This window comes from Chloroflexota bacterium (genome assembly GCA_034717495.1).
Taxonomy (GTDB): domain Bacteria; phylum Chloroflexota; class Anaerolineae; order JAAEKA01; family JAAEKA01; genus JAYELL01.
In genome coordinates this window covers 25564-38997 of record JAYELL010000052.1, presented here as the reverse complement: position 1 = coordinate 38997, position 13434 = coordinate 25564, and the positions used below count along the sequence as shown (strand labels likewise).

At 59.0% G+C, this 13434-nt stretch carries 10 protein-coding genes; 8 read left to right on the top strand and 2 right to left on the bottom strand.

Annotated elements, in window-relative coordinates; translation table 11 throughout:
* Together radC and U9R25_10175 are read right to left on the bottom strand one after the other, a co-directional pair.
* The coding region (gene radC, locus U9R25_10180; protein MEA3336266.1) for a DNA repair protein RadC at positions 1 to 699 on the bottom strand (699 nt) is incomplete at its 3' end.
* Between the two features lie 244 nt (positions 700 to 943).
* Positions 944 to 1495, bottom strand: coding sequence for a hypothetical protein (locus tag U9R25_10175; protein MEA3336265.1), 552 nt, complete (start codon positions 1493 to 1495; stop codon positions 944 to 946).
* Positions 1496 to 1715: 220 nt separating this feature from the next.
* Here U9R25_10175 and U9R25_10170 point away from each other — a divergent pair, with 220 nt between their 5' ends.
* From U9R25_10170 to U9R25_10135, 8 genes are all read left to right on the top strand, one after another.
* Positions 1716 to 2141, top strand: coding sequence for a hypothetical protein (locus U9R25_10170; GenBank protein MEA3336264.1), 426 nt, complete (start codon positions 1716 to 1718; stop codon positions 2139 to 2141).
* Positions 2142 to 2145: 4 nt separating this feature from the next.
* The gene (locus U9R25_10165) at positions 2146 to 4629 is read left to right on the top strand and encodes a penicillin acylase family protein (GenBank protein ID MEA3336263.1); all 2484 of its coding nucleotides are present in this window, start codon (positions 2146 to 2148) and stop codon (positions 4627 to 4629) included.
* A complete protein-coding gene (locus tag U9R25_10160) occupies positions 4620 to 5393 on the top strand; it encodes an alpha/beta hydrolase family protein (protein ID MEA3336262.1) in 774 nt (257 codons plus the stop codon). The genes U9R25_10165 and U9R25_10160 overlap by 10 nt, the downstream gene beginning before the upstream one ends.
* 9 nt (positions 5394 to 5402) lie before the next feature.
* Positions 5403 to 7946: an ATP-binding protein gene (locus U9R25_10155; GenBank protein ID MEA3336261.1), complete on the top strand. Its 2544-nt coding sequence runs from the start codon at positions 5403 to 5405 to the stop codon at positions 7944 to 7946.
* 347 nt (positions 7947 to 8293) lie between these two features.
* A complete protein-coding gene (locus tag U9R25_10150; GenBank protein ID MEA3336260.1) occupies positions 8294 to 9160 on the top strand; it encodes a pentapeptide repeat-containing protein in 867 nt (288 codons plus the stop codon).
* Between the two features lie 319 nt (positions 9161 to 9479).
* Complete coding sequence (locus U9R25_10145; GenBank protein MEA3336259.1) at positions 9480 to 9932, top strand: response regulator; 453 nt, start codon at positions 9480 to 9482, stop codon at positions 9930 to 9932.
* A complete protein-coding gene (locus U9R25_10140; protein ID MEA3336258.1) occupies positions 9929 to 10963 on the top strand; it encodes an ABC transporter ATP-binding protein in 1035 nt (344 codons plus the stop codon). Before U9R25_10145 ends, U9R25_10140 begins: the two co-directional genes overlap by 4 nt.
* 194 nt (positions 10964 to 11157) lie before the next feature.
* Positions 11158 to 13314: an ABC transporter substrate-binding protein gene (locus U9R25_10135; protein MEA3336257.1), complete on the top strand. Its 2157-nt coding sequence runs from the start codon at positions 11158 to 11160 to the stop codon at positions 13312 to 13314.
* Positions 13315 to 13434: the final 120 nt, after the last annotated feature.

Genomic DNA, 13434 nt, shown 5'->3' with positions numbered 1-13434 from the left:
CAGACCGCGCTCCTTGAGGCTGACGAAACGCTGCCTGCCGATGATCAGGTGATCCAACACGTCGATGTTGAGCATATCGCCGGCTTCGACGATCATTCGGGTTACCTGGACATCCTCCGGGCTGGGTGTTGGGTCGCCGCTGGGATGGTTATGCACGACGATCAATGCGGCACAATTGACGCGGATCGCTTCTCGAAAGACCTCCCCAACCCGCACCACTGCCGAATTCAACGAGCCGACATAGACCGTTGGTATGCGCAGAACCCGATTGCGCGTGTCAAGCAGCACAGTGCGCAGATGTTCCTGGGGCAAAATCGACATCTCGGCCATGAGAAGATTGGCTGCATCGGCGGGGGAACGCACCTGCGGACGTTCATGAGGTGCCGTCACCAGCAAACGCCGACCCAGTTCCAGCCCGGCCTTGATCTGGACCGCCTTGGCGGGACCGATGCCCTTCGCCTGGCAGAGTTCGGCCACCGATGCCTGGGCCAATCCGGGCAACCCATCGAAATGGGCCAGCACCCGCTCCGCCATCCGCACAGCATTTTCTCCCCCGGTGCCAACCCTCAACAGGATAGCCAGAAGCTCGGCCGTGCTCAGCGCTGCTGATCCATAGTGCTCCAAACGTTCTCGCGGACGTTCGCCGGCCGGCAGATCGTGGATCGTCGGCCTGTAGCCAGCAGGATGGTTTTCCGTCATGTTGCTTCCCCCGGATGTTTTTTTTGAAGAGTTTCAGAGTTTCGAGGTCCCCGTATCACACAGTCACCCCATCTCCGTGTCTCCGCGTCTCCGTGTCTCCGCATCTCCGTGTCCCCATGTCTCCGTGTCCCCCCTCCCCGCGTCCCCGTGTCCCCGCGTCCCCATGTCCCCATGTCCCCGTGTCCCCGTGTCCCCGTGTCCCCGCGTCTCCGTGTCCCCATGTCCCCATGTCCCCGTGCCGCCCCTAATCGGACAGCAACAGCGGCATCCACAGGTGGGAGATAGCGCCCCCTCGCATCGTCCCCTCGACCCGGTATCTGGCGCCGGCAACCGCCGCCAACGGCAAATGAATGCTCTCAGTGTAAGGGGACTCGGCCATCATGCGGACGTTCTGCAACGGCACGATCATCCCCCAGCGCCTGGCGGTCTTGTTGTCGATCTCTGCGATTAACCCCCGTGCCCGCAGACGCTCATAATCTTTTTGGGCCGCGTAGTCAACTACGAGAAATGGTCCCTCAGCAGCGCGACCTTCTGCTTGCAGCCAAACCTTGCGCCCCAGGTCTCCAGGACGCAGCGTTGCCACGTAGCCCACACACTGCGGCGGATCACAGACCGGCACCTGGCCTCGCTGGAGACGGTGCTCGTAGGCCCATTCCATCGCACCGGCGCCGTAGAAGGTCAACTCCCCGGTGATGGGCAGCACTGTAGCATCGTGCCAGGGTGGATCAGCCCAGACAGGCGCGGCGTTCAGAAAGAGGCCGAGTATTAGAATCAGAGGCAACATAAAATGCGTCATAGCGTTTCGGATTGCAGGGAGTCGTTCCATAGACGATGAGGCGTCCCCCGGTGTTCCAAGCATGCCAGAGTTTGCGCTGATTGTCAAGCGAAAGCACCCGGAATCGCCAAATTGACGCCCCTGAGCAAGCATGTTACCCTAGGTGTCTAATGGTCAATTCCACTCCGCTTCGCTGCGGGACCTTGTGGTGAATCGTCAATTGTCAATGGTAGAGGAACGAATGACAAATACAGAAACCCCCGGTGCCCTGTTCGCCGGGTTGATTTTCAACGAAGCCGGTGAACCGGTAGAGCTAAGCTATATCGGCGACGAAGCCCACTACGTGGTGCTTGATGCAGGCTTTCGACGGCACGTTCTGGCGCGTGATGTCGACCGGCAGATCCTCCTGCGCATGCGGGAACACATGGAGCCCTATAAGGACGAAGCGGTAGAGGAAGTCATGCGCATGATGGGCCGAGATGACCTGTTTACCAAAGCGATGCTGGACGCCTCCATCAAGAATGTGGACCAGGCCCTGGATCAGGCAGTGCCCACAGAAGTCCGGACCTGGCTCGGCATGCTGGGATTCCGCGTCGTGGTGGACCTGCATGGCGAGGTCGTCGATGTCGAGATTCCGGGTCAAACCGGTGAAGAATGGGATGACTGAGCCCATGAAAAAGGTATTTTTCGCACTTCTGGCGCTCTTTTCTCTTGCAGCGGGCATCATTGTCGGCCTCGTTGCATTCACGCGACGCTTCCTTCCGCAAACCCGCGGGCAGCTTGAAGCAACGGGCAGTTCTGGTCCGGTTGAAATACTGCGGGACAGCTGGGGTGTTCCCCACATCTACGCCGATTCCGAAGAAGACCTGTTTTTCGCCCAGGGTTACGTGCATGCTCAGGATCGGCTCTGGCAAATGGATATCCAGCGCCGTATGGGCGCCGGCCGGCTGGCTGAAGTTCTCGGCGATGAGGCCCTCAAATTCGATCAACTCCTGCGGACAATCGGTACAAACAGGGCCGCCGAACAAGAAGTCACCCAACTGCCAGAAGACTCCCTGCGCATCCTTGAAGCCTATGCCCGGGGAGTCAATGCCTACATTGACTCCCACCGCGGCAAACTCTCCCTGGAGTTTAGCCTGCTTCGCTTTGAACCAGAGCCCTGGCGCCCGGTAGATAGCGTGTATTGGGCCAAGGTGATGTGCCTCAATTTGAGCAGCAACATGGAGAGCGAGATCGTCCGGGCATTGTTGACCCGCAAGGTGGGCGCCGAGTTGGCTAGCGATTTGGAGCCACCCTATCCTGCCGACAATCCAACGGTGGTGCCCGGATCAGGCAATAACGGTGGCAACATTCCACCTCCCAACGGTTGGCGAAGTGACGCCCTGCGGGAGGCTCTGCAGTTGGTGGAAGAGATATTGCAGCCTGAAGCGATAAAGCCGCCGTCGGCCGACCGGCTTCCCGGAATCCCGCTGACGGGCGGTGCCAGCAACCAGTGGGCCGTCGCAGGGTCACGTACTGCCACTGGCCAACCTCTGCTGGCCAATGATACTCATATGTCCATTGCCATGCCCGCCCTCTGGTACATGATCCATCTCTCGGGCGGCAGATATCATGCGTCGGGAACTTCGTTCCCCGGCGCGCCCGGCGTGGTTGCCGGCCACAATGAGCATTGCGCGTGGGGCTTGACAACGGCATGGCAAGATGCCCAGGATCTTTACGTCGAGCGATTGAATCCCGACAACCCCCTGGAATACGAAGTCGACGGAGAATGGCAGGCGATCGAGATCGTGCGCGAGACCATCGTGGTCAAGGGCCGCCCGCAGCCTGTCATCGAAGAGATCCACCTTACTCGCCATGGACCGATCATTAGCGACATCGCGTCCTTTGATCAACCCCTGGCCCTGCGTTGGGTGGGTCATGATCCAAGCGACCTGCTCGGAAGCGTATTGGCATACAGTCGGGCAAAAGACTGGCAGGAGTTTCGCGCTGGACTGGCCAACTGGGCAACCCCGGCCCACAACTTCGTATATGCTGATACAGCGGGCAATATCGCTTTCATTCAGGCCGGCTGGATGCCTGTACGAAAAAAGGGCTTCGGTATGGCTCCGGTGCCGGGCTGGGACCCTGACTATGATTGGGAACGGTTCCTGACGCTGGATGAACTTCCGCAGATTGTGAATCCGGAGTCGGGCTGGATCGGAGTGGCCAACAACCTGGTGGTCGATCCCCAGTATCCCCATTTTCTCAGCGCCGACTTGGAGAATCCCAGCCGTGCGACCCGGCTCGTGAGCCTGATCACGGCAGACGACAACCTCACGGCCCAGGATTTCGCCCATTTCCAGTTGGATACCTTCAGTGCCCAGGCAAAACGGTTCGCGAAACATCTGCAGCGACTCCGTCCCAACAACCGCCAGGAACACCAGGTCTTGACTGATCTCAAGGAATGGGACTACTGCATGGAGTCAGACAGCGTAGCAGCTGCCATCACCCAGGTTTGCATCATCAACTGCCTCAATGTCGTGTTCAGGCCTCACCTGGGGGAATGGACCGAGCTCTATGTGGGCACCAGTATACATCCCATATTCGGCGTCAATCTGTATCATGGACGCAGTGTGGTGCGCCTGCTGGACATGCTCGATGATCCGTCGGACAACACCTGGCTGCGCGATCCTCTGACGGGGATTCCACAACATCCGGATGAGGTGCTTCATACCGCCTTGCGTATCACCCTGAAGCAGATGAGAGAGTGGTTCGGGTCAGATGTCAGCCGTTGGACCTGGGGCAGGCTCAACCAGGTCCAGTTTTCCCATCTGCTTGGCGTGGTGAAGCCCCTGAATCTGTTGTTCAATCGAGGCCCCTATCCCGTTGGTGGCGCGCACGACACCATGCTCCGGGCAACAGGCAAACCCCATCTGCCGCTGGAACCAATCCTGGGTGGGGATGCCCTGCGCTTCGTTGCCGACCCGAGCGACTGGGAACGTTGTACGATAATGATTCCGGGTGGCCAGTCGGGTCACCTGTCCAGCAGCCATTACGACGACCTGATTCCCCTGTGGCGCAGAGGCGAGCGCCTGGCGATGCCGTTCAGCCGCGCGGCCGTCGAGCGTAGTGCCGTCGAGCGACTGATACTTGTTCCACCTAGCCCATGGCCTTAATTCAGTGCGATTTCTTCTCCGACGTGTTGGGGCTTCACACCTCGATGAACGTGATTCTGCCCCAACCTGCCCGGCCGGAATACCCAACCCTTTTCCTGCTTCATGGACTCTCCGACGATCATTCCATCTGGTGCCGGCGCACATCGATCGAACGTTATGTGGAGCCCCTGGGTCTGGCCGTGGTCATGCCCGCCGTACATCGCAGTTTTTACACCGACATGGCAACGGGCGGTCGATACTGGACCTTCATCAGCGAAGAGCTGCCAGCGTTGTGTCGCAGCTTCTTTCCGCTGTCCCGATCCAGAAAGCACACCTTCGTCGCCGGTCTTTCCATGGGCGGTTACGGGGCTTTCAAACTCGCCTTGAGGCGACCGGAGTTTTTTGCCGCAGCGGCGAGCCTGTCCGGAGGACTGGATCCGGTCCATTCAATGGAGACCGCCCCGATTGAATGGCGGCAGGAATTGCAAAACATCTTTGGCGACCTTTCCCAGTTCGCAGACAGCAAGAATGACCTGTTTCATCTGGCCGACAGCGTTGCCTCTTCGAATGGTCCGAAACCTGGCCTGTACCAATGGTGCGGCACGGAAGATTTTCTCTACGATCAGAATATCCGATTCCGCGATTTCGCTCGACCGCTCGATCTTGAACTGACCTACGAGGAAAGCCCTGGCGACCACCAATGGATCTATTGGGACCAAATGATCCAACGGGTATTGGCCTGGCTACCACTCAAGCCAGCGCCGTCGGGCGACCCAGTCCCCTGAAAGATAATCGTGGCCCAAACCCTTCGATTTGGATTGCAGTTGGTGTATACCGATCCCTTCTGGGTTATGGTACGAGAGCCAATCTTCAAGAAAGCGGCCCAAGTTGGTGCAGATCTGATCCCCCTGGAATTGGACCTCTCCTCGTTATCTGGTGAGGAACAGATGGGCCTGATGGAAGGTTTGCTGGCTCAGGAACTCAACGCCCTGATCATGCAGGATTTGAACCCCGACCTGATTCGCCAGATCGCCGACTCGGGTATGCCCATCATCATGGGGGGCGAGATCGAAATCTCCCATCCATTGGTAGCCGTTGCCACCGGCTTGATTGGCGCGGCCCGAATGGGTACTCGCTACCTGGCGGAACAACTGAAGGGAGAGGGACACCTGCTGATTGCCGGTGGCCTGACAGAGAGCTACGATGCGGGTCAGAAGCGATTGCAGGGAATCCATGAGACGCTAAAAGACTATCCTGGGATCGAAGTGACCCACGCACCGGCCTCCTGGCGTTATGACCTGGCTTTCGATCAGATCTCCGACACCATGCAGCGACTCGAGAGGCCCTTCCATGCCATTTTTGGTCTCTCCGACACGTTGGCGTTGGCAGCCAGGGACGCGGGCAAGGATATCGGTATGGTCGACGAGCGGACAGTTATCGTCGGAATCAATGGCGACCCGCTGGCTCTGGCAGCGATCATCGATGGCAGCATTTCCGCAACGGTGGAAACCAACGCTTTCGAATTCGGAAGCACCATGTTCGACCTGGCACTTCGGGTGACTCAGGGTCAGCCTCTGCCCAGAACTTTTTCTCACAATCCACGCCTGATCACCGGGGAAAACATGGCAGAGACAGCAACGCGAAATCTTGTAGCAATGGCCAACCTTCCCAGTCGCCTGGTAGGCATCAGCCGGCGCCAGAGGGAGGAACGGCTAACCCAGATGGAGACCAGCCTGGAGATCAGCCGGCGGGTCGGCTCCATCCTGGATTGGCAGGAGCTGCGACGTGAGACAGCGGAGTTGATTCGAACCAACTACAGCTACGATGATGTGCAGATTTTTTTGTGGTCCGACAGCAGACGAGAGTTCATTCTGGATGCCTCTGGGGAGAGCCACGGCGAAGCAGTTCCAATTCCGCTGGACGAGTCCGGGCTGTTGGGATATACCCTGTTGAATAACCAGCCCACCTTCATTCCCGACGCCCGGCACAGCCCTCGCTTTCCACCCGATCCTGACTGGCCCGCCACCCGTTCACGGGTGATTCTACCCGTTCGACGAGGTAGCCAGATCCTGGGCCTGCTGGATCTGCACAGCCGAAAACCGACCCACCACACCCATCAGACCCTGATAGGTCTGCAGACCCTGGCCGACCAGCTCGGAATCGGCGCGCAAAATGCCCAGCTCTACAGTGAGGCCGTGGACGCTCGTGCAGAAGCTGAACGGGCAAACCAGCTGAGAGGTCGTTTGCTGGCCAACGTCAGCCACGGATTGCGCACACCCCTCAACGTGATCCTGGGCTACAGCCAATCGGCCCTCGACAACCCTGATCTCTATGGGACCGATCTGCCGCCCGATCTGATCCGGGACCTGCGGTACATCTACAACAGCGGGCAGCACCTGGAACGACTGATCAGCGACCTGCTCGATCTTTCCCGCGCCGAGATTGGGGCGCTCGATCTTTTCACTGAAAGGATCGAACCCCGGGCCTGGCTGGAGGAGGTGTTTCAGAGCACAGCTGGCAGCCTCTCCACCGGAAGCGATATGGAATGGCGTCTGGAACTGCCAGAGACATTGCCGCCGATCACCGCTGATCCCCCGCGTTTACGACAGGTCATCCTGAACCTGCTGAGCAATGCCCGCAAATTCACCGCCAGTGGGCACATCACCCTGGGCGCGCAAGCCACTCCCGTTCACCTGCATATCTGGGTCCGGGACACGGGTCAGGGAATCGAGCCGCAGCAGCGACAGCAGATCTTTGATGCCTTCACAACGGGAGACCAATCGCTGCAACCCGGACATGGCCTTGGTCTTGGACTTCGAATCGTGCACGAAGTGATTAAACTGCACGGCGGTGCGGTCTGGATCGAAAGCTCCCCCGGCGCCGGCAGCACCTTCCACATTCAACTGCCGCTCGATTCAACCGACGCCATCTCCGAAGAGCCGCCTGCTTCGGTCAGGCCTCCGGCGCGTCCTCCGTTGCCCGATGACTTTGATGACCTGCCTCCCAATCTTGGGCAGCTGACTCGCCAGGTCGTGCAGCGCATCGGCAGAGACTTCGACCAAGCTCTTTCGCGGCGCCAGTTGGCAGAGGAGATGGGTGTTACCGAAAACTATCTCAGCCGCGTATTCCGCAAGGAGCTTGGCCTCACCCCATGGCAATATCTGACTCGCTGCCGGATCAGTTCAGCGCGCCATCTTCTCTGCACCTCGTCGTTGACGATTACCGAGATCGCCAACCGGGTTGGTTACAATGACGCAGCCTACTTCAGCCGCGTTTTTCGCCGGGAAACAGGGCAGGCACCGCGGGCGTTTCGAAGCAACGCTGGTCAGAGTGGATAAGGAAACAAGTTAATCACTGGAGTTTCGGAGGTAACAGTTGGCCCACGGCTTTCGGAAGACAGCAGACCGCGACACGGAGATGCGGAGACGTGGCGACACGGCGACACGGAGATGCGGCGACACGGAGACACGGCGATGCGGCGATGGGGCGACACGGAGATGCGGCGACACGGAGATGCGGAGACACGGAGATGCGGAGACGTGGCGACACGGCGACACGGAGATGCGGAGACACGGAGACACGGCGACACCGCCAGCTGGCGTGCTGCCGTGGCGAGGCTCAGGATGTCATTTGGCCCCTGTTGTTACCAGGTGCGTAACTCCAATTAAGAAGTGAACAAGAAATCATGGAAAGAAGAACACCTGACGGTGATGCAACAGGAGAATCCTCTGCCCTTAGCGATCGCTACACCTGGCGAAACCGGGTGGAACCGCTGAAAAGGAAAAACCGCAGGCGTTTCATCCTGAGCGGCCTGGCAATTCTGGCCGCCGTCGTCGCTCTCTTCCTCGCGATTACTCTGCCACGAAGTTGGCACGTGGTGCAGACGCGTGACAGCCAGGGCGAATCAGCGATGTTCATCGTTCGAAAAGCCACCCTGCCGAAAGACTGCCCGCGCCATTGCGCCGGATACGATTGGAGCCACGCCAATCTCAGTGGCGCAGACCTGAGCCATGCCGACCTGCAAGGTACGATCTTGCGCCATGCCGAATTGCGCGACACCAAATTGCTCTTCTCAAATCTAAGTGGCGCAGACCTGGAACGGGCCGAGTTGCGTGAGAGCAAGCTTCTGAATGCCGATCTGGAAGGTGCCAACCTGCGCAACGCAGATCTATTCCGGGCCGACCTGCGCGACACCAACCTGGACCAGGCCGATCTACGAAATGCCAACCTTTTCGAAGCTGAGCTTGTCGTCGCCAGTATCCGCTGGGCCGACATGCGAGGAACAGACCTGACCGGCGCCAACATGCGAAAGGTCGTCGCTCGCGAGGTGCTGCTGAACGGGGCCGATCTGACCAACGCCATTCTGACCGGCGCTTTGATGATCGAGGCGGATTTGCAAAACTCCACTCTCGACGGCGCGGACCTGCGTTTTGCCGACCTGCGAGACGCCAACCTTGCGGGGGCAAGTCTCCGTGGCGCTCGCTACAATAGCCGCACCAAATGGCCAGATGGCTTCGATCCTGAGAGTCATGGCGCTCTGTACCGGAACTGAACCCCCGGCCTGGGCCAGCCAGTCGATTCGTAGGGGCGACTCATTCCTGAATTAGATTCCCGCCTGCAAACAATGCCCCTGCCTGCAAACCAATCCCCGCCAAGTACATTCTTTCTGGGAATGAGTCGCCCCTACCAATGTTTTTCGCCCGTACCAGCATTTTTCGCGCGTACCAATTGCCCAGCGTGCAAGAATCTGATTTACAAGGCATTAAATATCCAATTCCAGTCCCTAATAGTTCAAGACAACTGCGAACAAACCGTTTATAATGGGAGTGTCTCGATTGTCGTCACCTGTGTTTCTAGTCCCGGTGTTAACAATGACCACGGATGCATCCACGGTTCTCATTGTAGAGGCCGATCAAGCTACCCGAGAGCTTTACCAACGCGAGTTGGGTCGCGTCTACCATGTCCTTAGCAGCCAAAATGCCAGGGACGCCTATCTACTGCTGGAAAACAGGGAAGTTGCGGCCGTCGTGCTCGAGCCGGTGCTGCCAGATGATGACGGGTGGACATTATTGACCGCTATTTCGACCTGGAAGAGCAACGAGTCAACCCCCATTCCTGTGATTATCTGCACCGCCATCGACGAACGACGCCGCGGCCTTCAGCTCGGGGCAGCGAGCTACCTGGTGAAACCGGTCCCCCCCAACACCTTGCTTGAAGCCGTGGAACAGGCGATGAAGTCCCATCAGAAAAAACCTGTCGAGGCGGAGGACCACGCCGCCGTTCTTCAGCCGCGCGAAGCTTCGGCCAGCCAAACCCACCTATGAGCCAGACAACTTCGCCTGTGACGGCCCAATCAACCAACGGAACCGATACCCCGCTGCTTGAGATCAATGACCTGCGAACCTACTATTTCCTGGAGCGAGGTACCGTCAAGGCGGTTGATGGCGTCGACCTCCACCTGGGACATCGCTCTACCCTGGGCGTGGTAGGCGAGAGTGGTTGCGGCAAAAGCGTCACGGCCCGCTCTGTGATGCGGCTCATTCAATCCCCACCAGGCCGTATCGTCAGCGGGGAAATCCTGCTGCGACCCAAAGATGGGCCGGTCGTCGATATCACCAGGCTGGATCCCAAGGGTCCCGAGATGCGCAGTATCCGCGGTTCGGACATCGCCATGATCTTCCAGGAACCGATGACCTCGTTGAATCCCCTGTACACCGTGGGGGCGCAAATCGCCGAGGCGGTTGAGCTGCACCAGAAGGTCAGCCACGACGAGGCAATGGACCGGGCGCTGGAGATGCTGGAAAAGGTACGCATCGGTGATCCGGAGCAGCGCCTGACCCAATATCCCCACCAGCTGAGCGGTGGCATGCGCCAGCGTGTTATGATCGCCATGGCCCTCTCCTGCAATCCCCTTATCCTGATTGCAGATGAGCCCACAACGGCACTGGATGTAACCGTTCAGGCCCAGATCCTCGATCTGATGCGAGAGCTCCAGGAAGATTTCGGCTCCTCCATTATCCTGATTACCCACAACCTTGGGGTCGTTTCCCAGACGGCCGACTACGTGGCGGTCATGTACGTGGGCAAGATCGTGGAATACACCGATGTGCGTACACTTTTCCATGCACCCCTCCACCCCTATACAACCGGACTGCTCAATTCGGTTCCGGTATTCGGCCGCAAGGAACGCAAAAAACTGATTCCGATCGAAGGCATGGTCCCCAGCCCGACCGAACAGATCGTAGGTTGCGCATTTGCACCCCGATGCCCGCTTGCCGAGGAGATCTGTCACCGGGAAGAACCTGAGCTTAAGCAGGTCGCGCCCGGCCATCTGGTGGCCTGTTGGGTGCGCTGAGTTAATCTTCATTTGGTGAATTGCTGATAGTTATTACCATTTCTCTCAGGCTCAACGACAAAAGTGTCCTGGCCAGCATTTAAGGAGGTGATCAAACAGCACCCACCGTCGTCAACGCTCGCAGGAAACCCATTGTTTACCAATCCAACCCGGTTCTCCAAAGAAGGAGACCAGAATCACAGGAGGATTTTTCAATGAAGAAGTCAGTAACTATCATGCTGGCCATGCTCATCGTCCTGAGCATGCTCATCAGCTGTGTACCTGCTGCCCCGCCTGAGGTGGTCGAGAAGATCGTCGAGGTCGAAAAGATCGTCATGGAGACGGTCGAGGTCGAGGTCGAAAAGATCGTCCAGGAGGTCGTCGAGATCCAGGGAGCCATTCCCTATCCCGATGGCGCACCCCTGACCATTGGCCGCGAACCCAAGAAGTTCAACCTGGACGAGATGATCGTCTACAAGGCGCTGGACGAATACAGCCAGCCGGAGTGGATGGATGCGCTGGTAGAAGATGGCACCCTGCCCCCCGTGGCTGAACGATTGCCCGCCGAGCCCCAGGTCTTCCTGGAAGGGGCCATGTCCAATGGCCTGGGCGAATACGGCGGCATGTGGCGCGACTTCTCCGCCTGCCCCACCGAGGGCTGGAACCTGGGCGCCGGACAGACCCAGGGCTGGTTCGGCATCAACATCATCTACCAGGAGGCCTTGCTCAAAACCGGCCCCATCTTCCTGCGCGGCGATGCTGTCTTGCCTTTCCCCAACCTGGCCAAGGACTGGGAATGGTCGGAGGATGGCTTGGAACTGACCATGAACCTGATCGAGGGCGCCAAATGGTCCGACGGTGAGGACTTCAACAGCGAGGATGTGATGTTCACCTGGGAACACATCATCCTGGATACAAACGTCAATTCCAACACCTCCCGCACCACCTGGCAGGTCGACGGCCAGGATATCACCCTGGAGGCCCTGGACGACTACACCATCAAGTGGACCTTCCCCGTGCCCTTCCCGGTTCAGAAGATGTTCGTCATGGACGATTACGACTTCAATATCGTGCCGGAACACATCTGGGCACAGTACCATCCGGCCTTCAATTCCGATGCTGACTACGATACCTTCATGACCGCCTGGCCGCCCGACCGCCTGCCGCCGGTCACCATGGGTCCCTGGGTGGCCGTGGACTACAAGACCGATGAGATCATGGTCCTGCGCCGCAATCCCTACTACTGGAAGGTGGATGAAGCAGGCAAGCAGCTGCCCTACCTGGACGAAGTGTTGTTCGAGAAGGGCACCCAAGGCGTTGGCCGCACCCTGGGCACCCTGGCCGGCAGCATCGACCACAGCAACCTGGAGAACCCGGGCACCTTCATCGAGACCATGAAGCGCCAGGCCGAGGATGACGCTCACTTCTACGTGGAGTGGGGCCCTGAAACCCTGGGCTACTATCTGCAGGTCAACCAGTCAGCCACGCTGGGCGTTGAAGATGAGCGCGACGCGGCATTGCGCGAGCTGTTCCGCAACGTTGACTTCCGCCGGGCCCTCAGCCAGGCGATCGATCGTGATGGCCTGGGGCAGGCGGTGGTGCGCGGCCCCTTCCTGCGCCCCTGGGCAGGCGGCCTCTTCCCAGGCTCCCCCTACTTCGACAAGGACTCGGTGGTCTACTACCCCTACGCCCCTGAGGCCACCGAAAAACTACTGGCGGGACTGGGCTTCGAAGACACCGATGGCAATGGCATCCTCAACTGGACCGACGGGCCGCTGGCCGGCGACGACCTGGTGATCGCCCTGCAGGCAGTCGAGGATCAGCAGGCCTCCGTGGAGATGGCCGAAGCCCTGGTGGCTCTCTTCAACCAGGTTGGCATCCAGATCAACTTCCGGCCGGTGACTTCGCCTACTTCACGAGAAACCAACCTCGCCGGAAACTGGGAAATGGAAATCACCCGCGGCGCACAGGAATGGGCTGTACCCTTCACCCGGGCCGACGATATCGCGCCAGTGACCGACCAAATGCCTTTCTGGCACGTGGCTGACGCCGGCGAACGCCAGCTCCAGCCCTTCGAGGAAGAGCTGGTGCGCATTGTCAACGAGTTCAAGCTGGAGCCGAATGCTGACAGGCGCCAGGCGTTGATGAACGAGTACAACCAGATCTTCACCGAGAATCTGTACGACATCGGAATCGTGATCGGCAGCTACGGCCTTGCCCTGGCGGAACGCTTCCAGAACATCCCGGTTGGCACCCCCACCTTCCTCTACCAGTGGACCTGGGGCAACGTTCAACCGGACCAGGTCTGGGTACCAGAAGACCAGCAGTTGGAGCAGATCCGGCCCAACGCGATCCCGCTCTACGGAGAATGATCTGAATGACCTAATGCGTGTCGCCTGATGCGCATAGCTGAACGACCCGATCTCCGGGGTCCTGGCAGCCGCCGGGGCCCCGGAGAGTTCCTCCGACGAAATCAAATGGGATGACAGGCC